The 23,057-nt window shown below is 63.1% G+C and carries 21 protein-coding genes and 1 tRNA gene; 18 read left to right on the top strand and 4 right to left on the bottom strand.

Annotated elements, in window-relative coordinates; all coding sequences use genetic code 11:
* Positions 1 to 4 precede the first annotated feature (4 nt).
* Positions 5 to 1,087, top strand: a complete 1,083-nt coding sequence (gene gspL / locus J4E58_RS10510; protein WP_087092048.1) for a type II secretion system protein GspL — start codon at positions 5 to 7, stop codon at positions 1,085 to 1,087.
* Between the two features lie 3 nt (positions 1,088 to 1,090).
* Positions 1,091 to 1,561 carry a type II secretion system protein GspM gene (gene gspM, locus J4E58_RS10515; RefSeq protein ID WP_007923207.1) on the top strand — a complete coding sequence of 157 codons (471 nt, stop codon included), beginning with the start codon at positions 1,091 to 1,093 and terminating at the stop codon, positions 1,559 to 1,561.
* Between the two features lie 13 nt (positions 1,562 to 1,574).
* On the opposite strand, the gene J4E58_RS10520 is transcribed toward gspM, so the two are convergent.
* The 3 genes from J4E58_RS10520 to J4E58_RS10535 form a co-directional block, all read right to left on the bottom strand.
* Complete coding sequence (locus J4E58_RS10520) at positions 1,575 to 2,291, bottom strand: MOSC domain-containing protein (RefSeq protein ID WP_087092049.1); 717 nt, start codon at positions 2,289 to 2,291, stop codon at positions 1,575 to 1,577.
* A 130-nt stretch (positions 2,292 to 2,421) separates the two neighbouring features.
* Entirely contained in the window at positions 2,422 to 3,639 is a 1,218-nt protein-coding gene (locus J4E58_RS10530; RefSeq protein WP_087092050.1) for an MFS transporter, read from the bottom strand.
* Between the two features lie 123 nt (positions 3,640 to 3,762).
* Entirely contained in the window at positions 3,763 to 4,668 is a 906-nt protein-coding gene (locus J4E58_RS10535) for a LysR substrate-binding domain-containing protein (protein ID WP_087092051.1), read from the bottom strand.
* Positions 4,669 to 4,906: 238 nt separating this feature from the next.
* Between J4E58_RS10535 and J4E58_RS10540 the strand changes: the two genes are divergently transcribed.
* From J4E58_RS10540 to J4E58_RS10570, 7 genes are all read left to right on the top strand, one after another.
* Positions 4,907 to 6,025, top strand: coding sequence for an ABC transporter ATP-binding protein (locus J4E58_RS10540; RefSeq protein WP_087092052.1), 1,119 nt, complete (start codon positions 4,907 to 4,909; stop codon positions 6,023 to 6,025).
* Positions 6,026 to 6,040: 15 nt separating this feature from the next.
* Positions 6,041 to 6,961 (top strand): ABC transporter permease, encoded by a 921-nt coding sequence (locus tag J4E58_RS10545; RefSeq protein ID WP_087092053.1) that lies wholly within the window; start codon positions 6,041 to 6,043, stop codon positions 6,959 to 6,961.
* On the top strand, positions 6,958 to 7,767 hold the full coding sequence (locus J4E58_RS10550) for an ABC transporter permease (RefSeq protein WP_162096075.1): 810 nt from the start codon (positions 6,958 to 6,960) through the stop codon (positions 7,765 to 7,767). The genes J4E58_RS10545 and J4E58_RS10550 overlap by 4 nt, the downstream gene beginning before the upstream one ends.
* Before the next feature lie 27 nt (positions 7,768 to 7,794).
* Positions 7,795 to 8,829, top strand: coding sequence for an extracellular solute-binding protein (locus J4E58_RS10555; protein ID WP_087092055.1), 1,035 nt, complete (start codon positions 7,795 to 7,797; stop codon positions 8,827 to 8,829).
* 61 nt (positions 8,830 to 8,890) lie between these two features.
* Positions 8,891 to 10,354 carry an amidase gene (locus J4E58_RS10560; protein WP_087092056.1) on the top strand — a complete coding sequence of 488 codons (1,464 nt, stop codon included), beginning with the start codon at positions 8,891 to 8,893 and terminating at the stop codon, positions 10,352 to 10,354.
* A gap of 78 nt (positions 10,355 to 10,432) precedes the next feature.
* A tRNA-Met gene (locus J4E58_RS10565) sits at positions 10,433 to 10,509 on the top strand.
* A 360-nt stretch (positions 10,510 to 10,869) separates the two neighbouring features.
* A complete protein-coding gene (locus tag J4E58_RS10570) occupies positions 10,870 to 11,460 on the top strand; it encodes an acyl-homoserine-lactone synthase (RefSeq protein ID WP_087092057.1) in 591 nt (196 codons plus the stop codon).
* Between the two features lie 30 nt (positions 11,461 to 11,490).
* Here the strand turns inward: J4E58_RS10570 and J4E58_RS10575 are convergent, their stop codons facing one another.
* Positions 11,491 to 12,216: an autoinducer binding domain-containing protein gene (locus J4E58_RS10575; RefSeq protein ID WP_037034074.1), complete on the bottom strand. Its 726-nt coding sequence runs from the start codon at positions 12,214 to 12,216 to the stop codon at positions 11,491 to 11,493.
* 429 nt (positions 12,217 to 12,645) lie between these two features.
* On the opposite strand from J4E58_RS10575, the gene J4E58_RS10580 reads away from it, so the two are divergent.
* The 9 genes from J4E58_RS10580 (at position 12,646) to ggt (ending at position 23,010) form a co-directional block, all read left to right on the top strand.
* Positions 12,646 to 13,137 carry a PhzA/PhzB family protein gene (locus J4E58_RS10580; protein WP_007923193.1) on the top strand — a complete coding sequence of 164 codons (492 nt, stop codon included), beginning with the start codon at positions 12,646 to 12,648 and terminating at the stop codon, positions 13,135 to 13,137.
* A 26-nt stretch (positions 13,138 to 13,163) separates the two neighbouring features.
* Positions 13,164 to 13,655, top strand: a complete 492-nt coding sequence (locus tag J4E58_RS10585; RefSeq protein ID WP_007923191.1) for a PhzA/PhzB family protein — start codon at positions 13,164 to 13,166, stop codon at positions 13,653 to 13,655.
* Positions 13,656 to 13,677: 22 nt separating this feature from the next.
* Complete coding sequence (locus tag J4E58_RS10590; RefSeq protein WP_053262621.1) at positions 13,678 to 14,880, top strand: 3-deoxy-7-phosphoheptulonate synthase; 1,203 nt, start codon at positions 13,678 to 13,680, stop codon at positions 14,878 to 14,880.
* 15 nt (positions 14,881 to 14,895) lie between these two features.
* Positions 14,896 to 15,519, top strand: coding sequence for an isochorismatase family protein (locus J4E58_RS10595; protein ID WP_007923187.1), 624 nt, complete (start codon positions 14,896 to 14,898; stop codon positions 15,517 to 15,519).
* Positions 15,520 to 15,539: 20 nt separating this feature from the next.
* Positions 15,540 to 17,429: an anthranilate synthase family protein gene (locus J4E58_RS10600; RefSeq protein ID WP_370686836.1), complete on the top strand. Its 1,890-nt coding sequence runs from the start codon at positions 15,540 to 15,542 to the stop codon at positions 17,427 to 17,429.
* 2 nt (positions 17,430 to 17,431) lie between these two features.
* A complete protein-coding gene (locus J4E58_RS10605) occupies positions 17,432 to 18,268 on the top strand; it encodes a PhzF family phenazine biosynthesis protein (RefSeq protein WP_087092059.1) in 837 nt (278 codons plus the stop codon).
* Complete coding sequence (phzG, locus tag J4E58_RS10610) at positions 18,265 to 18,933, top strand: phenazine biosynthesis FMN-dependent oxidase PhzG (protein WP_087092060.1); 669 nt, start codon at positions 18,265 to 18,267, stop codon at positions 18,931 to 18,933. The genes J4E58_RS10605 and phzG overlap by 4 nt, the downstream gene beginning before the upstream one ends.
* A 111-nt stretch (positions 18,934 to 19,044) precedes the next feature.
* Complete coding sequence (asnB, locus tag J4E58_RS10615) at positions 19,045 to 20,877, top strand: asparagine synthase (glutamine-hydrolyzing) (protein ID WP_087092061.1); 1,833 nt, start codon at positions 19,045 to 19,047, stop codon at positions 20,875 to 20,877.
* A gap of 294 nt (positions 20,878 to 21,171) precedes the next feature.
* Entirely contained in the window at positions 21,172 to 23,010 is a 1,839-nt protein-coding gene (ggt, locus tag J4E58_RS10620; RefSeq protein WP_087092062.1) for a gamma-glutamyltransferase, read from the top strand.
* Positions 23,011 to 23,057: the final 47 nt, after the last annotated feature.

Genomic DNA, 23,057 nt, shown 5'->3' on the forward strand with positions numbered 1-23,057 from the left:
CCCCATGCAAGCCTGGCTTTACCTCGCCACAGTGAATGCGGACGACGAGTCGCCCGTCACCTGGTGGCAAACCAACGGCGAGCCGGTGCACGGCACGCTGCAACAGGCGGCGGTGCTGGCCGGCCAGCGCCTGACCCTGCTGCTGCCGGCGGAAATCGCCAGCCATCACCGCTTCGACGTACCGCCGCGCAGCGGCCGCTGGTTGCAGCAAGCCATCCATTCGGTACTGGAAGAACGGCTGCTGGACGACCCCGAGCAGTTGCACCTGGCCCGCGGGCCGTTGCAGGCGCGGCGGCACTGCCGCCTGTTCGCCCTGCAACGGCAGTGGCTGGAGCAACTGCTGGAACGGCTGGCCAGTCATGGCCTGACGGCCGAGCGCATTCATGTCGATGCCGACTGCCTGCCGGACAGCCAGGCCCTGGCCCTGCGCTGCCACGACCGCTGGCTGATCGGCGGGGCCTGCCAGCAACGCCTGGCGCTCGACGACCAGGCCCTCGAAGAGCTGGCCCCGCTGCTGCCCGACACCCTGCAACGCAGCGAGGAAACGCCCTGGGCTCTGTTGGCCCGGGGCAGCGCGCAGGCCATCGATCTGCGCCAAGGGGCATTCGCCCTGCGCAGCCCGTCGCGCACGCCATGGCGGGCGCTGCTGGCAATCCTGGCCATCGCCTGCGGCGCTCAAGTGGCCCAGGACGTGGGCCATCGCTGGCTGCTGCAACAGAAGGCCGCCGAGGTGACCGAGGCCAGCCTGGAACTCTGGCGCCAACGCTTCCCCGACGAGCCCCGGGTGATCGACCTCGCCCGCCAGGTCCAGGCCCGTGCCCAGCAGGCCGGCCAGCCCCAGCAAAGCCTGGCGCGCCGGCTCGACAGCCTGGCCAGCCAATGGACCGGCAGCGATGGCGGCGATACGCGAATCCGCCGGCTGGACTACCAACAGGCGCAAGGCTGGACCCTGCAAGTCAACGCGCCGGATTTCTCCACCCTCGAACGTCTGCGCGAAGCCCTCGCGCAGCAGGGCGCGAATGTGCAGGCCGACTCGGCCGTGCTCGCTCCCGACGGGGTCAGCGCCCGCCTGAAAATCACGGACTAACCCATGACCACCCTTTTCAATCGTTACTCGAACCGCTGGCAGCAGCTACCGCCCCGCGATCGCCTGGCTCTGAAGCTGCTCAGCCTGTTTCTGGCCGTGACGCTGTTCTGGACCCTGCTCTGGAGTCCTCAGCGCCAGGCCCTGCGCCAGGCTGAACAGCAGTTCCAGGAGGCCCTGCAGTTGCAAACCGATCTGCTCAAACTGCCCTCGTCCACCCAGGCCCGCGGCCCGCAGGCCAACGGTCGGACCCTGGCCGGCCTGATCACCGCCAGCACGGCCGCGGCCAACCTGAGCATCGAACGCATGGACAGCGAAGAATCCGGACGCCTCAATCTCAACCTCGGCGGCGCGCTGCAAGACCTGCTGACCTGGCTGGACGACGTGGAAAACCAGGGCGTCAACCTGGTGTCGCTGCAGTTGGAGGTCGACCCTCAGGCCCTGGTCCAGGCGCGCCTGACCCTGGAGGCGAACTGATCGCACCCGCCGCTCAGCGGGCCGACTCCTCATCGACCCGCGCAGTGCCCAGCAGGCGCGGGCCCCAATCCTCGACCGCCGCCTGCTCGACCCGACGCTCCAGGGTGCGGCGCCAGGAGGGCACCAGCGGCAGCTCCAGGCACAGACGAATCTCCTCCACTGCCACCTCGCGGGAAAACAGCACCGCGCTCAAGCGCGACAGCGGCCACTGCTCGAAGGGGCGCTCGACCTGCTGCAACACGTCCCCGGCGCTCAGGCTGCCCGCCTCCAGCACCCGGTAATACCAGCCGGTGCGCCCACTCTGCTGGACCCGCAGCGACATGTCTTTCACGGCAAAGCGGTCATTGAGTTTCCAGCACGGCATGCGGCCCTGGGACACCTCCAGCAACACGCTGCCGACCCGGACCCGGTCGCCCAGGCAGACGTTCTGCTCGGTCCAGCCGTGGCTGCTGAAGTTCTCGCCAAAGGCGCCCGGCTGCTCCAGCAACGCATGCGGTCCCAACTCGGCGGCCCAGGCGGCGTAATGCTCGCGGGGATAGTGATGAATGGCTTTCTCGGTGCCGCCATGCACCCGCAGGTCGCCCTGCTCGTCTTCCAGCAGGCCCAGGGGACCGACCTGCAGGCTGCCGGTGCGCGGGGCCTTGGCGATCGCGCTCATAGACCCCGGCCGGCTGTAGGCCACGGCGCGGCCAGTCAACAGGGCATCGAGGGTTATACGCTCAGGGGTCATTACCTTACTCCATGGTTTCAGCGGCGAACGGATGTTCCCGGCAGATCAACTCACTGTCGACAGGTGCCAGCGGCCCTTCGGCCAGGCCCAAGCTCGGCACGTCCCGGGCCCTTTGGTTCAAGGCCTGCACTCAGGCTTTTCGGGTCCGCGGCAGGAAGATCGCCAGCAGGCCGAACAGCGGCAGGAACGAGCACAGGAAGTACACGTACTCGATGCCGTGGATGTCCGCCAAGTGGCCCAGCAGCGCCGCGCCGATCCCGCCGAACCCGAACATCAGGCCGAAGAACACCCCCGCGATCATGCCGACGTTGCCCGGCACCAGCTCCTGGGCGTAGACCACGATGGCCGAGAACGCCGACGCCAGGATGAAGCCGATCACCACGCTGAGCACACTGGTCCAGAACAGGTCGACATGGGGCAGCAGCAGGGTGAACGGCGCCACGCCGAGGATCGAGAACCAGATCACCGCCTTGCGCCCGATCTTGTCGCCGATCGGCCCGCCGAAGAAGGTCCCGGCCGCCACCGCGCCAAGGAACAGGAACAGGTGCAGCTGCGAGCTGGCCACCGACAGGTCGAACTTCTCGATCAGGTAGAAGGTGAAGTAACTGGTCAGGCTGGCCATGTAGAAATACTTGGAGAACACCAGCAGCCCCAGCACCACCAGGGCGCTGAGCACTCGCCCCCTGGACAGGCCGTGGGTCGCCGCCTGCCCCTGCTTGAGCTTGAACAGCTTGAGGTGGTTGGCGTACCAGCGGCTGATGGCATAGAGCAGCGCCACGGCGAACACCGCCAACAGGCCGAACCAGGCCACATTGCCCTGGCCGAAGGGAATGATGATGGCCGCCGCCAGCAGCGGGCCGAAGGCCGTGCCGGCATTGCCGCCGACCTGGAAGGTCGATTGCGCCAGGCCATAACGCCCGCCGGAGGCCAGCCGCGCCACCCGCGAGGCTTCCGGGTGGAAGGTCGAGGAGCCGACACCAATCAGCCCCGCCGCCAGCAGGATCAAGGCAAAGCTGCCAACTTGGGACATCATCAGAATGCCGATCAAGGTGCAGACCATGCCCACCGGCAACAGGTACGGCTTGGGGTGGCGGTCGGTGTAATAACCGACCCACGGCTGCAACAGCGAGGCCGTGAGCTGGAAGGTCAGGGTAATCAGGCCGACCTGGGTGAAGGTCAGGCCGTAGCTGGCCTTGAGCATCGGGTAGATCGCCGGCAGCACCGCCTGGATCAGGTCGTTGATCAAATGCGCCAGCGCCACCGCGCCAATGATACGCAGCACCAGGGGGCTGCTGTGTGAAGGCGCGGAAGTCGCCACGGAGGCGGACTGAACATTGCTGATAGCCATGAGAGTTTCCGTACAGCAGATGGATGCGCAGTTGCAGGGGTGGCCAATGTGCCATTTTTCGGTGCGCCGCGGCTATCCCCTTAGCTTGCTAACGACTTGAATATTTTCCTGAACTGTCCACGCTCACTGGCCAATCACCGCCTCCGGGAAGTCCGCTTCCAGCTCGGTTTTCAACCATTGGATAAACCACTGCACATCCGCCGAAAGCTCTTGCGACGGGGTCAACACCCGATAGCTTTCCAGCTTCACCTGATCGTCCAGTACCCGCATCAGCCTGCCCGCCTTGAGCTCCTCGCGCACCAGCACTTCGTTGGCCAGGGCAATGCCCTGGCCGCTTTCGGCCACCGACAGTGCATGGTCGTTGTTCACGTAGATCAGGTCGCTGGTGAGGTGGATATCCAGGCCGTTGGCGGCGAACCACATGTTCCACCACTCGCCGTCGTCGAAGTGGATCAGCTCGTGCTTCACCAAGTCGGCCGGGCTGTGGACAGCGTCGATGCTCGCCAGGTACGCCGGGCTGCAGATCGGAAACACCCGCGGGCAGATCAGCGTCGCCCGCGAGCCGGCGTATTGCCCGTCCAGGCCATAGGCGATGCCCAGGTCGGTGGTCTTGGCATCCACTTCGGTGAAGGTCGAGTTGGGCTCGATGGCGAATTTCAACCCCGGGCGCAAATGCCGCATGGCTTCCAGCCGCGGGGTCAGCCAGCGCTTGGCGAAGCCCGGCACCACCATGATCCGCAGCCAGCGTTCGGCGGCCTTGGGCCGCACATCCTTGCCGGCCTCGATGATCAGTTGCAGGGCCGCAGCGATCTTGCGGTGGTATTTCTCCCCCGCCGGCGTCAGGGTGACGCCGCGCGAAGTGCGCTCGAACAAGGGCGTGCCCAGCCATTCCTCCAGCAGCTTCACATGGCGGCCAATGGCCGGCTGGGTCACGTGCAGGGCTTTCGAGGCTTCGACATAGCTGCCCAGGCGGGCGGCGGCATCAAAGGCACGCACGGCGTTGAGCGGTGGCAAACGGTGCTCAGGCATGGTTGGAAACGCCTTTAGCTATTAAATTATTTAACAGCTGCTATGTTAAAATTGAAGTTTCGCCCCCGCAACCCCTCACTGATAATCGCCTGCAGCAGAACAATAAAGAGCCTGCAAGACCGGCTCGCCACACACCCGAACACATCTCGATCCTGCCCAGAACAATAATATCCATGGCCTTACCACGCAGCGTCGTGCAGACGTTTGCCAAGGGCGATGGGGGAATCGGAGGTTACGCATGAATGCCCTGCATTCGCTGCAAACGCTGGCTGTGTCTATCCGCGCCGTACGCAAAGTCTATGGCGATCCACACACCGGGCCGGTGGCGCTGAAAAGCATCGATCTGGACATCCGCGACAACGAATTCTTCACCCTGCTCGGCCCGTCCGGCTGTGGCAAGACCACCTTGCTGCGGATGATCGCCGGGTTCGAGTTTCCGACCCAGGGCGAGATCCTGCTCTACGGCGAGAACATCGCCAACCGCCCACCCTTCCAGCGTCCGGTCAACACGGTGTTCCAGCACTACGCGCTGTTTCCGCACATGAGCATCGCCGAGAACCTGGCCTTCGGCCTGGAATCCCAGCCCATGGGCAAGGTGCTGGGCAAGGCGCAGATCGCTGAACGGGTACGGGAAATGCTCGCCCTGGTGCAGATGGAGCGCTTTGCCACGCGCAAGCCGAGCCAGTTGTCCGGCGGCCAGCAACAGCGTGTAGCCCTGGCCCGTGCCCTGGCGCCCCACCCCAAGGTGCTGCTGCTCGACGAACCGCTTTCGGCCCTCGACCTCAAGCTGCGCCAGGCCATGCGCGAAGAGCTGAAAAGCATCCAGGCCAGGACCGGCATCACCTTTATCTTCGTCACCCACGATCAGGAAGAAGCCCTGACCATGTCCGACCGCATCGCCGTGCTGTCGGAAGGCGAGGTACAGCAGGTCGGCCGACCCGAGGATATCTATGAACGTCCATGCAACCGCTTCGTCGCCGACTTCATCGGTGAAACCAACTTCATCGACGCCAGCGTGACCCGCGTCGAAGCCGGCCTTGCCTGGTTCGCCGGGCCGGCCGGGCATCCACTGCCCGCCCAGCCATGCAGCGACGTCAGGGTCGGCGCGACTGTGGCCCTGTCGGTACGCCCCGAACGCCTGCACCTGCTGCCACAAGGCAGCGAAGGCGCCCTGCCGTGCCGGATCGAGGCACAGGTCTACCTGGGCACCGACCTGCAATACCAGGTCAGCCTCAGCGATGGCTCGCGCCTCACGGTGCGCACACCCAACAGCGTCGACCAGAGCCAGCGCTTCGCGGTGGGCAGCCAGGCCGGCCTGTTGTTCGACCGAGGCAGCGCCAGCGTCCTGCTGGATTGAGCACGAGGGTTCGTCATGCACACATCATCGCTATCCAACACCCTGGAACGGCGCAAGGCCTTGCACAGTTTTCTCGGGGTCAGCCCGGCGCTGCTGGCCATCGCCCTGTTTCTGATCGTGCCGATCCTGATCGTCATCGGCTACTCGCTGATGCAGGCCAACCCCTATGGCGGGGTCGATCCGGTCTTCAGCAGCGACGCCTACACCGCCCTGCTGTTCGAGCGGCAACTGGACGATAGCCTGGCCTTCGCCGACTCCTACCTGATCATCGCGCTGCGCTCGATCGGCATCGCCGGGCTGACCACGGTGATTACCCTGCTGATTGGCTTCCCGGTGGCGGTGTGGCTAGCCATGCAACCGCCACAGCGCCGCGGCCTGCTGATCTTCCTGATCACCGTGCCGTTCTGGGCCAACCTGCTGATCCGCACCTACGCCTGGATTCTGTTGCTACGCGGCAGCGGCGTGATCAACAACAGCCTGATGGGCCTGGGGCTGATCCACGAGCCTCTGCCAATGCTCTACACCGACGGCGCCGTGTTGCTGGGGCTGGTCTACACCTACGCGCCCTTCGTGGTGCTGCCGATCTACGCGACCCTGGAAAAAATGGACACCCGCCTGCTCGAAGCCGCCCAGGACCTGTATGCCGGGCGCATCCGCACCCTGCGCAAGGTGGTGCTGCCACTGGCCAGGCCGGGAATCCTGGCCGGCGCCATCCTCACTTTCGTGCCCTGCCTGGGGGCGATGATCGCTCCGGAACTGCTGGGTGGCGGTACCCGGATGATGCTCGGCAACCTGATCTTCCGGCAGTTCAGCGATGCGCGTAACTGGCCGTTCGGCGCCGCGCTGTCGTTGGTACTGATGGCGGCGGTGATGCTGGTCCTGACGTTGTATGCCCTGCGCGCCCAGCGCCAGCGCATTGCCCAGGGAGGTGTGTGATGCTGCGCCTGTTCAAGCGAAACGGCCTCGGCGTACAAGACTTTCCTGGCTTCGGCGGCTTCAGTTTCCTGTTCTACCTGTACCTCTACGCGCCGATCCTGGTGCTGGTGGTGTTCTCCTTCAACGCCAACCAGTCGGCCACGGTCTGGACCGGTTTCAGCCTCGACTGGTACCGCGCCGCCTTCGCCAACCAGGCGCTGCGTTCGGCGGCCGGCAACAGCCTGCTGATCGCCGTGTGCGCCAGCATGATCGCCACCGCCATCGCCACCCTGGCGGCGCTGGGGACTTCCCGCGGCGCGAAGTTCAAGGGCCTGCAACTGTCCATGGGCGCCATCATGCTGCCTCTGGTGCTGCCGGAAATCGTAGTCGGTGTGGCCACCCTGGCGCTGTTCTCCACCATCGGCCTGTCCCTGGGCTACGGCAACCTGATCATTGCCCACACGGTGTTCTGCATTCCGTTCGCCTACCTGCCGATCCGCGCGCGGCTCAACGACATGGACCTGTCCCTGGAACAGGCCGCGGCCGACCTCTACTCAGGCCCGTGGCGCACCTTCCGCAAGGTCACCCTGCCACTGCTGATGCCAGGGATCGTCTCCGGTCTGATGCTGGCCTTCATCGTCTCGCTGGATAACTTCGTGATCTCGATGATGGTCTCCCAGGCCGGCACCACCACCTTGCCGATCTTCATCTTCGGCCTGTTGCGCATGGGCGTGACACCCGACGTCAACGCCGTCTCGACCCTGATCCTGGGCGTCTCGGTGCTGTTCGTCAGCCTCTCTTATCTGCTGGGCAAAAAACACGCTTGAACCTTCCACTGACCTTGGGGAAAAGACATGAGCAAGTTGATCGCAAGCCTCGGCACCTCGCTGCTGCTGAGCCTGCCACTGGGTGTACACGCCGCCGAGAAACTCAACGTGGTGAGCTGGAGCGGCTACTTCTCGCCGCAGATCCTCGCCAAGTTCCAGAAGCAGACCGGCATCGAGGTCACGGTGGACTCCTACGATTCCAACGAAACCCTGCTGGCCAAGCTGAAACAGGGCGGCACCGGCTATGACCTGGCGATCCCTTCGCACCAGTTCGTTCCGATCCTGGTCAAGGAACAGTTGCTGGAGCGCTTCGACCCGGCCAAGGAACCCTACTACGCCGGCCTCGTCGACAATCTGAAAAAGCCCACCTGGGACCCCGAGGGCGCCTACTCCGTGCCCTTTATCTGGGGCACCACCAGCGTGGTGCTCGACGGCGAGCGCTACAAAGGCCCGGCCGACAGCTACAAGGTGCTCTACCAGCCACCGGCCGAGCTGCAGGGTCGGATCAATATGTTCGACTCGGTCAGCGAAGTGATCGACATGGCCAGCCTGTACCTGGACATCCCGCTGTGCAGCGAGGACCCCAAGCAGATGCAGCAGGTGCTGACCCTGCTCAAGGCGCAGAAACCCTTCGTCAAGACCTACAGCTCCAAGGCCGGCTCGATCCGCGAGAACCTGGCCTCGGGCGAGATCGACATGTCGATGTTCTGGGGCGGCTCGTCGATGCGCGCCCGGGAGATGAAACCCAGCCTGAAATACCTGTATCCCAAGGAAGGCGTGCTGGCCTGGGTCGACAACATGGTCATACCCAAAGGCAGCCAGAACCCGGCGAACGCCAAGGCCTTCATCGCTTTTCTCAGCGCACCTGAAAACGCCGCGATGACCCAGAACTTCCTCAAGCACCAGAGCCCGGTCAAGGGCGTGGACAGTTTCCTCGACGCCGGCCTCAAGGACGCACCGGAGCTGCACATTCCCGAAGGCACCAAGGTGGTGTTCAGCCAGACCTGCGGCGAAGGCGCGATCCGCCTGGCCGACCGCCTGTGGACCAACCTGATGCGTTGACCCGTACCGCCCCGCCAGCCCGGCGGGGCGCTTCTCCAGCCGTTTGAAAGGCAACCCTGCCATGACTTCCAATAACATCAGCGAACTGGTCCTGCTGCAGGCCCACGAACTCGCCGAACGCATCCGCCTGCGCCACGTCTCGTGCCGGGAAGTGATGCAGACTTATCTTGCCCATATCGAGCGGTTCAACCCCAGGGTCAATGCCCTGGTCAGCCTGCAACCGGCCGAGCAACTGCTGGCCCAGGCCGACGCGCGCGATGCCGAACTGGCCCGCGGGCAATACCGTGGCTGGATGCACGGCCTGCCCCATGCGATCAAGGACCTGTCCCTGACCCAGGGCATCCGCACCACCCTCGGTTCGCCGCTGTACAAGGATTTCGTGCCCGCGCGCGACGGCATCATGGTCGAGCGGGTCAAGGCCGCCGGGGCGATCATCATCGGCAAAAGCAACACCCCGGAATTCGGTCTCGGTTCGCAAAGCTACAACCCGCTGTTCGGCGCCACCGCCTGCGCCTTCGATGCCAACAAGACCGCCGGCGGCAGCAGCGGGGGCGCCGCCGCGGCCCTGGCCATGCACCTGGTGCCAGTGGCCGACGGCAGCGACATGATGGGCTCGCTGCGCAACCCGGCGGCGTTCAACAACGTCATCGGTTTCCGCCCCTCCCAGGGCCGCGTGCCCTTCGACGACAGCAGCGACCTGTTCTTCGACCAACTGGGCTACGAAGGCCCCATGGGCCGCAGCGTGCGCGATACCGCGTTGCTGCTGTCGGTACAGGCCGGCACCGATGCCCGGGCGCCGCTGTCCATCGCCGAATCCGGCGCTGCCTTCACGGCCCCGCTGGAGCGCGACTTCAAGGGTACCCGCCTGGGCTGGCTGGGGGACTTCAACGGCTACCTGCCGATGGAACCGGGCCTGCTCGCGCTGTGCGAGGCGACCTTTGCCGACTTCGAAAATCTCGGCTGCCGCATCGAACCGGTGCAACCCGATTTCGCCATGCCGCAGCTGTGGAGCTGCTGGCGCACCTTGCGCCACTGGATGGTCGCCGGCTCCCTGGGCGCGGCCTATGCCAACCCGGACAAGCGTGCGCAATTGAAACCGGAAGCCTGCTGGGAAGTGGAAAACGGCCTGCGGCTCTCGGCCAGCGAAGTGTTCGCCGCCTCGGTACAACGCAGCAACTGGTACCGGGCGATCTCCCGGCTGTTCGAGGATTTCGACTACCTGCTGCTGCCCAGCGCCCAGGTCTTCCCCTTCGACAAGACCCTGGCCTGGCCCCAGAGCATCAATGGCGTGGCCATGGATACCTACCACCGCTGGATGGAAGTGGTAATCCCCGGCACCCTCTCCGGATGCCCGGTGGCCAACGTCCAGGCCGGCTTCAATAAAGACGGCCTGCCCATGGGCCTGCAGATCATCGGTAAACACCAGGCCGACTTCGCCGTACTGCAACTGGCCCATGCCTACGAACAAGCCAGCCGCTGGTTCCAGCGCTGCCCATCGCCATTGCTACAGGAGGGAATTGGATAAACGGTTGATAGCGTAGATAATTTTTTTATAAAAAGCGCTTGACGCTTTACCGTTCTACGCGAATAATGCGCGCCACTTGGCTACATAGCTCAGTTGGTTAGAGCATAGCATTCATAATGCTGGGGTCCGGGGTTCAAGTCCCTGTGTAGCCACCAAGTACCTCAACAAAGCCCGCCTTGTGCGGGCTTTGTTGTTTCTGGCTATCTCTCCACCTTCCCTCCATGTATCTCCTATCCTCGCCAAATAATTGAACTGAGGGGATGCAAGCCCAAAACGCCGCACCCCCTGCCCCATGAGCGCACCAGCCATTCTCTACGACTACCTGGACCAGACTGCCGCCTTCAATGCCGACGGCCGGATCAACGCCACTGTCGTCGCCGTTCGCTTCGGCACAGTCCCCAGCGAATGGCTTCACCTCGATGCCACCGATGCCCCTACCAGATCTTGCAGGTGCCAAGCCGGTACAAGTCCTCTATAAAACTGCACTCCCTTCATCCCTAAGGAAAACTTCAGTAATGCACATGGAAGAGCACACACTGAACGAAATGAGCGACGAGCTGAAACTCATGCTCGGCCGCTTTCGGCACGAACAATTCGTCGAGAAACTCGGATGGCGGCTGCCGGCCCATCCGAGCCAGGCAGGTTGCGAATGGGATCAATACGACACCGAGCACGCCCGCTACCTCCTGGCGTTCAATGAAGACCGCGCCATCGTTGGCTGCGCCCGCCTGATTCCCACCACGTTCCCCAACCTGCTTGAAGGAGTGTTCGGCCATACCTGCGCCGGGGCGCCGCCCAAGCATCCAGCCATCTGGGAAATGACTCGCTTCACCACCCGCGAACCGCAACTGGCGATGCCGTTGTTCTGGAGAAGCCTCAAGACGGCCAGCCTGGCGGGCGCAGATGCCATCGTCGGGATCGTCAACAGCACCATGGAGCGCTATTACAAAATCAACGGCGTCCACTACGAACGACTGGGCCCGGTCACGGTGCACCAGAATGAAAGAATCCTCGCCATCAAACTCTCGGCCCACCGCGAGCATCACCGCAGCGCAGTCGCACCGTCAGCCTTCATGTCCGACACATTATTGAGAGAGACCGCTTGATACAGGCCGAGTCGTCCTTCTTGAAGACCCTCAGATATAGCCCATCGCGACGGCGTAAGAGACTGCCTGCACGCGGTTACTGGCGCCGATTTTGCGTTGGATGTTGCGGTGGTGGTAATTCACCGTATCGGTGCACACCCCCATGATCACGCCGATTTCCTCCGAGGTCTTGCCGTCGGCCGTCCAGCGCAGCACATCACATTCCCGCCCACTGAACTCCACATCCGTATTGAAGACACGCACGTCGCTCTCCAGCTCGGAAATCTTGTCGTGGACCGCTGCAGCAAACGCTTTGATCACCAGCTTCAACGCTTCGAACTCCTGAAGACTGATGGGATTATCCTTGCGCGCCAGGCTTAACATCCCAACCCTCCCCTGGGTGTTGAACGAGGGTTGTGCCAGGCCGTAGCGTAAATTCGAGTCGTTGGCTTCGGACCACAGATCCGGGCACCCCCGGAACAACTCATTGCTCCACAAAATGGGGGACGACGAGACTTTGCTGTGCTTCACCGTGGGATCGATCACCGCGTAGTTAGCCGCCTGATATCGCTGCACCCAGTCCTCGGGATAATTGCCATACATATAAGTCCTGGGCCGCATGAACGGAGTCACGCTGCACATGCCGTAGGCAAAAAAATCAAACCGTAGTTCGCGCAAGGCCCTCAACGCGACAGCTGTAAACTCCTGCATGTCCATGGTTCGCGCAAAGATACTATAAAAGTACGTATCCCATCCCAACTGCTGCCCTAATTCCATTCTGAGCACCACCAAAGTTGAAAACAGGCCGTTAGCCTAGACCAACCTGACCCCCTGTCAACAAGCAAAACCACACAGTCATAGGCTGCTTCGCACTAGCACTAGATTTATTGCATCTAATACAACTAACCAAATAGAACATTGCATCCTGACGATGCTAGTAAGCCATTACCGCCTCTCAGCCGACGAATGAACCTGCCTCTTCATAATAATGCAACAGTTCATCCGGCGGGCTGCAGCCTGCCCGTTCATGTCCTACATCACTACAAGATCTGGTAGTTCCACCCCCAAGAAATGCAGGTGTATAAACAACACCCGCTCGGCACGGCCACGAAGGAACAATAGTTAAAAACTGTAAACATTCACCCGCGCCAATTAACTAAATATTTACTTTCAAAAACACAACCCCAACTAAGGAGGATGCTGCCCATGCCTGCTTCGCTTTCCCCTAGCGGCTTTAATGATCACCTTGAACTTCGCCAAAAAAATCGCGCCACGGTCGAACAGTACATGCGCACTAACGGCAAAGATCGCCTGCGTCGTCATGAACTGTTCACTCAGGACGGCAGTGGCGGTTCCTGGAACACCGAAACCGGTGAACCCCTTGTGTTTAAAGGCCACACGAAGCTGGCTGCCCTCGGCGTATGGCTGGAGAAGTGCTTTCCGGACTGGCAATGGCACAACGTCCGGGTGTTTGAAACCGATAACCCCAACCACTTCTGGGTGGAAAGCGACGGTCGCGGCAAGACCCTGGTTCCCGGTTACCCCGAAGGTTATTGCGAAAATCATTACATCCATTCTTTCGAACTGGATAACGGCAAGATCACGCAGAACCGTGAATTCATGAACCCCTTCCAACAACTTCGCGCCTTGGGCATCCCCGTTCCAAAAATCAAGCGTGAAGGTATCCCCGCCTCATAACACCCCTTATTCATTGGAGATTGAGCATGCCCAATAGCGCAGCGCAACAACTAACCGCTAGCGACATCACTGAACTTCGCCGCAAGAACCGCGCCACGGTCGAGCAATATATGCGCACCAAAGGCCAAGACCGCCTGCGCCGCCATGAACTATTTACCGAAGATGGTTCAGGCGGCTTATGGACCACCGATACCGGCGCGCCGATTGTAATCAGTGGCAAGGCCAAGTTGGCCGAACATGCTGTTTGGTCACTCAAGTGCTTCCCGGACTGGGAGTGGTACAACGTCAAAGTATTTGAAACCGATGACCCTAACCATATCTGGGTCGAGTGTGATGGCCACGGCAAGATCCTCTTTCCCGGTTATCCGGAAGGCTATTACGAGAACCACTTCCTGCACTCCTTCGAGCTGGAAGACGGCAAAGTAAAACGCAATCGCGAATTCATGAACGTCTTTCAACAACTGCGCGCCCTGGGTATTCCAGTACCGCAAATCAAACGCGAAGGCATTCCAACTTAATCCTCGTGAGAGTGATCGCATCATGGAAGACTTACTGAAACGGGTTCTAAGTTGTGAAGCGTTCCAGCAGCCTCAATGGAGCGAACCATCACAATTGCATGACGCGCAGGCCTACCTCAGGGACAGCGCCTCATTGATTCGAGTGGAAGACATCCTGGTGCTGCGCGCCACCCTGGCTCGTGTAGCGGCCGGCGAAGCGATGGTCATCCAGTCCGGTGACTGCGCCGAGGACATGGATGAAAGCACTCCCGATCATGTGGCCCGCAAAGCAGCGGTGCTGGACATCCTGGCCGGAGCGTTCCGGCTCGTGACCCAGCAACCGGTGGTACGGGTGGGACGGATTGCCGGGCAGTTTGCCAAGCCCCGTTCCAACAACAACGAACGCATTGGCGATCTCGAGTTGCCGGTGTATCGCGGCGACATGGTCAACGGCCGCGAGGCCGTCTGCGGCCATCGCCAGCACGATGCACAACGCCTGGTTCGAGGCTATGGCGCCGCACGGGACATCATGCAGCACCTGGGCTGGAAAGCGTCGGCAGGCCAGGAGCAACTCATAGGTTCACCGGCCTGGACCAGCCACGAAATGCTGGTACTCGACTACGAACTGCCACAACTGCGCCAGGACGAACAGGGCCGGGTATTTCTCGGTTCTACCCACTGGCCGTGGATCGGCGAGCGTACCCGTCAATTAACGGGTGCTCACGTGGCGCTGCTCAGCGAAGTGCTCAACCCAGTGGCGTGCAAGGTCGGCCCGGACATTACCCGGGACCAGCTGCTGAGCCTGTGTGAGCGCCTGGACGCCAAGCGCGAACCCGGCCGGCTGACCCTGATTGCCCGCATGGGCGCCCAGAAGGTCGCCGAGCGCCTGCCTCCGCTGGTCGAAGCGGTGCGCCAGGCCGGCCACAAGATCATCTGGCTGAGCGACCCGATGCACGGCAACACCATCGTCGCGCCCTGCGGCAACAAGACCCGCATGGTGCAGGCCATCACCGAGGAAATCGCCGCCTTCAAGCATGCCGTGACCTCTGCCGGTGGCGTGGCCGCCGGCCTGCACCTGGAAACCACCCCTGACGACGTCAGCGAGTGCGCTTCCGATGCCGCCGGCCTGCATCAGGTCGCCAGCCGCTACAAAAGCCTGTGCGACCCGCGCCTGAACCCCTGGCAAGCCATTACTGCGGTGATGGCCTGGAAAAACCAGCCCTCCTCAACCCTTGCCTCCTTTTGACTGGAGTTTGTCGTCATGACCGGCATTCCATCGATCGTCCCTTACGCCTTGCCTACCAACCGCGACCTGCCCGTCAACCTCGCACAATGGAGCATCGACCCCGAGCGTGCCGTGCTGTTGGTGCATGACATGCAACGCTACTTCCTGCGGCCCTTGCCCGACGCCCTGCGTGACGAAGTCGTGAGCAATGCCGCGCGCATTCGCCAGTGGGCTGCCGACAACGGCGTTCCGGTGGCCTACACCGCCCAGCCCGGCAGCATGAGCGAGGAGCAACGCGGGCTGCTCAAGGACTTCTGGGGTCCAGGCATGAAGGCCAGCCCCGCCGACCGCGAGGTGGTCGGCGCCCTGGCGCCCAAGCCCGGCGACTGGCTGCTGACCAAGTGGCGCTACAGTGCGTTCTTCAACTCCGACCTGCTGGAACGCATGCGCGCCAACGAGCGCGATCAGTTGATCCTGTGCGGGGTGTACGCCCATGTCGGGGTACTGATTTCCACCGTGGATGCCTACTCCAACGATATCCAGCCGTTCCTCGTTGCCGACGCGATCGCCGACTTCAGCAAGGAGCACCACTGGATGGCCATCGAATACGCCGCCAGCCGTTGCGCCATGGTCATCACCACCGACGAGGTGGTGCTATGAGCCAGACCGCAGCCCACCTCATGGAACGCATCCTGCAACCAGTTCCCGAACCGTTTGCCCTGTTGTACCGCCCGGAATCCAGCGGCCCCGGCCTGCTGGACGTGCTGATCGGCGAAATGTCCGAACCGCAGGTCCTGGCCGATATCGACTTGCCTGCCACCTCGATCGGCGCGCCTCGCCTGGATGTACTGGCGCTGATTCCCTACCGGCAGATCGCCGAACGCGGTTTCGAGGCGGTGGACGATCAGTCGCCGCTGCTGGCGATGAACATCACCGAGCAGCAATCCATCAGCATCGAACGCTTGCTGGGGTTGCTGCCCAACGTGCCGATCCAGTTGAACAGCGAACGCTTCGACCTCAGCGACGCGAGCTACGCCGAGATCGTCAGCCAGGTGATCGCCAACGAAATCGGCTCCGGGGAAGGCGCCAACTTCGTCATCAAGCGCACCTTCCTGGCCGAGATCAGCGAGTACGGCCCGGCCAGTGCGCTGTCGTTCTTTCGCCATCTGCTGGAACGGGAGAAAGGCGCCTACTGGACGTTCATCATCCACACCGGCAGCCGTACCTTCGTGGGGGCGTCCCCCGAGCGCCACATCAGCATCAAGGATGGGCTCGCGGTGATGAACCCCATCAGCGGCACTTACCGCTATCCGCCCGCCGGCCCCAACCTGACCGAAGTCATGGACTTCCTGGCGGATCGCAAGGAGGCCGATGAGCTCTACATGGTGGTGGATGAAGAGCTGAAAATGATGGCGCGCATTTGTGAGGACGGCGGCCACGTCCTCGGCCCTTACCTCAAGGAAATGGCGCACCTGGCTCACACCGAGTACTTCATCGAAGGCAGGACCCATCGCGATGTGCGGGAAATCCTGCGCGAAACCCTGTTTGCTCCGACCGTCACCGGCAGCCCATTGGAAAGCGCCTGCCGGGTCATCCAGCGCTATGAGCCACAAGGTCGCGCGTACTACAGCGGCATGGCCGCGCTGATCGGCAGCGATGGCAAGGGCGGGCGTTCCCTGGACTCGGCGATCCTGATTCGCACCGCCGACATCGATAACAGCGGCGAGGTGCGGATCAGCGTGGGCTCGACCATCGTGCGCCATTCCGACCCGATGACCGAGGCTGCCGAAAGCCGGGCCAAGGCCACCGGCCTGATCAGCGCACTGAAAAACCAGGCGCCCTCGCGCTTCGGCAATCACCTGCAAGTGCGCGCCGCATTGGCCAGCCGCAATGCCTACGTCTCGGACTTCTGGCTGATGGACAGCCAGCAGCGGGAGCAGCTCCAGGCCGACTTCAGTGGGCGCCAGGTGCTGATCGTCGACGCCGAAGACACCTTCACCTCGATGATCGCCAAGCAACTGCGGGCCCTGGGCCTGGTAGTGACGGTATGCAGCTTCAGCGACGAATACAGCTTTGACGGCTACGACCTGGTCATCATGGGCCCCGGCCCCGGTAACCCGAGCGAAGTCCAACAGCCGAAAATCAACCACCTGCACGTGGCCATCCGCTCCTTGCTCAGCCAGCAGCGGCCGTTCCTTGCGGTGTGCCTGAGCCATCAGGTGCTGAGCTTGTGCCTGGGCCTGGAACTGCAGCGCAAAGCCATTCCCAACCAGGGTGTGCAAAAACAGATCGACCTGTTTGGCAACGCCGAACGGGTGGGTTTCTACAACACCTTCGCCGCCCAGAGTTCGAGTGACCGCCTGGACATCGACGGCATCGGCACCGTCGAAATCAGCCGCGACAGCGAGACCGGCGAGGTGCATGCCCTGCGTGGGCCGTCGTTCGCCTCCATGCAGTTTCATGCCGAGTCGCTGCTGACCCAGGAAGGCCCGCGCATCATCGCCGACCTGCTGCGGCACGCCCTCATCCACACACCTGTCGAGAGCAACGCTTCGGCCGCCGGGAGATAACCATGCACCATTACGTCATCATCGACGCCTTTGCCAGCGCCCCGCTGGAAGGCAATCCGGTCGCGGTGTTCTTTGACGCCGATGACTTGTCGGCCGAGCAAATGCAACGCATCGCCCGGGAGATGAACCTGTCGGAAACCACCTTCGTGCTCAAGCCACGCAACTGTGGCGATGCGCTGATCCGGATCTTCACCCCGGTCAACGAACTGCCCTTCGCCGGACACCCGTTGCTGGGCACGGCCATTGCCCTGGGGGCGCACACCGACAATCACCGGCTGTTCCTGGAAACCCAGATGGGCACCATCGCCTTTGACCTGGAGCGCCAGAACGGCAACGTCGTCGCCGCCAGCATGGACCAGCCGATACCGACCTGGACGGCCCTGGGGCGCGACGCCGAATTGCTCAAGGCCCTGGGCATCAGCGACTCGACCTTTCCCATCGAGATCTATCACAACGGCCCGCGTCATGTGTTCGTCGGCCTGCCGAGCATCGCCGCGTTGTCCGCCCTGCACCCCGACCACCGTGCCCTGTCCAGCTTCCACGACATGGCCATCAACTGTTTTGCCGGCGCGGGACGGCGTTGGCGCAGCCGGATGTTCTCACCGGCCTATGGGGTGGTCGAGGATGCGGCCACGGGCTCCGCTGCCGGCCCCTTGGCGATTCATCTGGCGCGTCATGGCCAGATCGAGTTCGGCCAGCAGATCGAGATTCTTCAGGGCGTGGAAATCGGCCGCCCTTCACTCATGTTCGCCAGGACCGAGGGCCACGCCGATCAACTGACGCGGGTCGAAGTATCAGGCAATGGCGTCACCTTCGGACGGGGGACCATCGTTCTATGAACAGTTCAGTACTAGGCCAGCCGCTGCTGGGTAAAGGCATGTCGGAATCCCTGACTGGCACACTGGATGCGCCGTTTCCCGAGTACCAGACGCTGCCTGCCGATCCCATGAGCGTGCTGCACAACTGGCTCGAACGCGCACGCCGCGTGGGCATCCGCGAACCCCGTGCGCTGGCGCTGGCCACGGCGGACAGCCAGGGCCGGCCTTCGACGCGCATCGTGGTGATCAGTGAGATCAATGACACCGGGGTGCTGTTCAGCACCCATGCCGGAAGCCAGAAAGGCCGCGAACTGACAGAGAACCCCTGGGCCTCGGGTGTGCTGTATTGGCGCGAAACCAGCCAGCAGATCATCCTCAATGGCCAGGCCGTGCGCTTGCCGGATGCCAAGGCTGACGAGGCGTGGCTGAAGCGCCCTTATGCCACGCATCCGATGTCATCGGTGTCTCGCCAGAGTGAAGAACTCAAGGATGTTCAAGCCATGCGCAGCGCCGCCAGGGAACTGGCCGACGTGCAAGGTCCGCTGCCGCGTCCCGAGGGTTATTGCGTGTTTGAGTTGCGGCTTGAGTCGTTGGAGTTCTGGGGTAACGGCCAGGAACGCCTGCATGAGCGCCTGCGCTATGACCGCAGCGATACGGGCTGGAAGGTGCGGCGTTTGCAACCCTGAATAACGCAGGTATTTGCACGAGACCCGCCTCGTCGACGAGTCAGCCAAGGTGGCATGACTCGCTCAAGAGAGAGCTGGCGCGGTTCAATGATTAATGACAGGAGTTACTAAATGTGTGGTCTCACAGGATGGGTAGACTATACGCGCAGGCTCGAAGGGGAAGACCCTGCGATTCGCGCCATGACCAATACGCTCGCACTGCGCGGGCCTGATGCCGAAGGCATATGGAAACATCGACATGCTCTGCTGGGGCATCGGCGGCTGGCGGTCATCGACCTGAGCGGCGGTACCCAGCCAATGGTCTATCGCTTTGCGGACGGCCAGGAGGTCTCGCTGGTCTACACAGGGGAGGTCTACAACCACGATGCGTTGCGCGACCAGCTACGACAGGCGGGGCATGAATTTCAGACCCGCAGCGATACCGAGGTCGTGCTGCATGCCTACCTGGAATGGGGCGAGCGTTGCTGCGATCACCTGACAGGCATGTTCGCCTTCGCCCTGTTCGACGGACGCGATGGCCACCTGCTGTTGGTACGCGATCGCCTGGGGATCAAGCCGCTGTTCTATGCCCGGCATCGCGAAGGGCTGCTCTTCGGCTCGGAGATCAAGGCCATCCTGGCTCACCCGGAGTTCACTACGGGGCTGGAAGTGACGGGGCTGGTCGACGTGCTCACGCTGTCGAAGGGAACCGCCCAGACGCCTTTCAGGAACCTGATGGAGCTGCTTCCCGGCCACTTCCTGTCCTGGCGCCCCAATGGGCAGATGAAGATCCAGTGCTACTGGAAAGTACGCCGCCAGGAGCACCAGGACGACCTGCAGACGACCGTGCAACAGACCCGCGAGTTGGTCACCCACGCGCTGGGTTCGCAGTTATATGCCGACGTTCCCGTGTGCTCGCTGCTGTCCGGCGGGCTCGACTCCACCACCCTCACGGCCATCGCGCAACGTATCGTCAAGGCGAAGACCGGCGGGGATATCAATTCCTTTTCGGTGGACTTCACTGGCCAGTCCGCACAGTTCAAGAGCGACGACCTGCGTCCCGACCAGGACCAGCCCTTTGCCCTGTTGGCCGCGGAGTTCATCGGTAGCCGGCACCAGACCGTCCTCATCGACAACGAGGAACTGATCTCCGACCTGGCGCGCGAGGAGGTGTTCCGCGCCAAGGACGTACCGTTCACCTTCGGCGACATGGATACCTCGTTGAACCTGTTGTTCAGGGAAATTCGCAAGCACTCCACGGTGGCCATCTCCGGGGAGGGCGCCGATGAAGTCTTCGGTGGCTATGGCTGGTTCCGTGATCCTCAGGTCATCGCCTCCGCGTCCTTTCCATGGGCGTCGCGGGTGAAGTTGCCGGCCGCGTTTATCAATGCCGACTTCAACCGCCAATGCGATCTCGCCCAGTACCAACAGGCGAGCTACGACGATGCGCTGCGCCAGGTCGAACACCTGGCGCAAGACAGCCCGCACGAACGCCGGATGCGCGAGCTTTGCCACATGCACCTGAAACGCTGGATGGTGATGCTGCTGGATCGCAAGGACCGCCTGAGCATGTGCAACAGCCTCGAGGTACGTGTGCCGTTCACCGATCACCAATTGGTCGAGTACATCTATAACGTGCCTTGGTCGATCAAGAGCAAGGATGGCGAGGAGAAGTGGCTGCTCAAGCAGGCCTGTGCCGACTTCGTACCGGAGGCGGTGCTCAAACGCCGCAAGAGCCCCTATCCGACCTCCGCCGACCTGGGCTACGAACGCTTCCTGCGCCAGAGTGCCCGGCAGCTTCTGCAGGACACGGGGAACCCGGTGTTCGGCATCATATCCCACGCCTATATGGCCGAGGAACTGCGCCAGCCCGAGGGCCACTTCAATACGCAAATGAGCCGGCACAGCCTGGAAACAGCGCTGGCGCTGGATGCCTGGCTACGTTTGCACGGAATCTCGGTCTGATACGAGCCTGAGGCAGCCACAGGCAGGCCCACCGGCCTGTGGCTGCCATTGCCGGCATGGTGTTTCTACCTTGATTCAAGGCGCCCCGCGCCCCGCGCCTTCAATGCCAAAGCCCAAGCCCCCAGAAATCCCAGCGGCGCCACCGGCCGCCTCCAGGCCAGCGTCCGGCATCGGGCCTTGCCGGCAATCCCGGCACCGTAGCGCCCAGCGAAAGGGTCAGCATGGGTCCGCTCACTGTTGTACATTCCTCCCCACGGACGACACATCATTTACCCAGTGAACGGAGTTCAACGCGTGTTCTCGACCCTCAATCCGCGTCACCGCCGGCTTGCCAGTTTCTCGCTGCTAGCCGTCGCCTTAAGCCTCGCCGCCTGCAACGCTTCCGCCCCTTCCCACACCGCCCTGCCCCCCGCCCCGGAAATCGCTTCGGGTTATCGCACCGACCTGCAAGTGCAACACGCCGACCGGCATATGGCGGCCGCGGCCAACCCATTGGCGGCCGAAGCCGGGCGCGAAATGTTGCGCAAGGGTGGTTCGGCCATCGATGCGGCGATTGCCATGCAAGCGGTATTGACCCTGGTGGAGCCGCAGTCGTCGGGTATCGGCGGCGGGGCCTTGATCGTGCTCTGGGACGGCAAGGCGGTGCGCACGTACGACGGTCGCGAAACCGCGCCGGCCGGAGCCACCGAGAAGCTGTTCCTGCAAGCCGACGGCAAGCCCATGCCGTTCCCGCAGGCACAGATCGGCGGCCGTTCGGTGGGTACGCCCGGGGTCCTGCGCGCCCTGGAACTGGCCCATGAAAAACACGGCCGCCTGCCGTGGGCGCAGCTGTTCGAACCGGCGATTCGCCTGGCGGACCAGGGCTTCCCGATCTCCCCGCGCCTGCACAGCATGATCGTCGCCGATCCGTACCTGGCGAAATCGCCGGACATGGCCGCCTACTTCCTGCAGGCCGATGGCACGCCGAAAGCCGTCGGCACCCTGCTGAAAAACCCGCAGTTGGCCGCCGTGCTCGAACGCATCGCCAAGGAAGGCCCGAACGCCTTGTACCAAGGGCCGGTCGCCCGGGAAATCGTCGCCAAGGTGCAGGGCCACGCCAACCCGGGAAGCCTGTCGCTCAACGACCTGCAAGGCTACCGCGCCAAGGAGCGCGAACCGCTGTGCACCGACTACAAGCGCTGGCAGGTCTGCGGCATGCCGCCGCCTTCGTCGGGCGGTATCGCCCTGGCGCAGATCCTCGGCACCCTACAGGCGCTGGAAGCCCGCGATCCGCGTTATGCCCTGCCACCATTGAAGCCGGCCAAGACCCATCTGCCGGCCGGCCTCGAACCGGCGCCTGAAGCGGTGCACCTGATCGCCGAAGCCGAACGCCTGGCCTACGCCGACCGCGCTTTGTACGTGGCGGATTCAGACTTCGCCCCGGTGCCGATCGCCGGCCTGGTCGCCCCGCAGTACCTGGCGCAGCGTGCCGCCTTGATCGGCGAACGCAGCATGGCCAAGGCCGAGCCCGGCAAGCCCCAGGGCATCCAGGTGGCCTACGCCCCGGATCGCTCGCCGATGCGCATCTCCACCTCGCAAGTGGTGGCGGTGGATGACCAGGGCGGCGCGGTGTCCATGACCACCACCGTGGAGGCGGCCTTCGGCTCGCACCTGATGGTCCAGGGCTTCATGCTCAACAACCAGATGACCGACTTCTCCTTCATCCCCGAAGAGAACGGCCAGCCGGTGGCCAACCGCGTGCAGCCGGGCAAGCGCCCACGCTCGTCCATGGCGCCGACCCTGGTCTTCGACCGCGACAGCGGTGAACTGCTGGCCACCGTCGGCTCGCCGGGCGGCTCGCAGATCATCGAGTACGTGGCCAAGTCGGTGATCGGCATGCTCGACTGGAACCTCGACCCGCAAGCCGCCATCAGCCTGCCCAACTTCGGCAGCCGCAACGGCCCGACCGAACTGGAACAAGGCCAGTTCACCCCTGGGTTGAAAGCGGCGCTGAAAGCCAAGGGGCATGAGGTGACCGACATCGACATGACCAGCGGCACCCAGGCGATCGTGCGGGTGCGCGATGCCCAGGGTAAAACCTCGTGGGCCGGTGGCGCCGATCCACGGCGTGAAGGGGCAGCGTTGGGGGATTGAGGCCAACGCAGGAGAACCCAAAGGGCTTGCCGCGAGGCGGGCCCTTT

The sequence above is a fragment of the Pseudomonas sp. FW305-25 genome, assembly GCF_017351415.1.
In the GTDB taxonomy this organism is placed as follows: domain Bacteria; phylum Pseudomonadota; class Gammaproteobacteria; order Pseudomonadales; family Pseudomonadaceae; genus Aquipseudomonas; species Aquipseudomonas chlororaphis.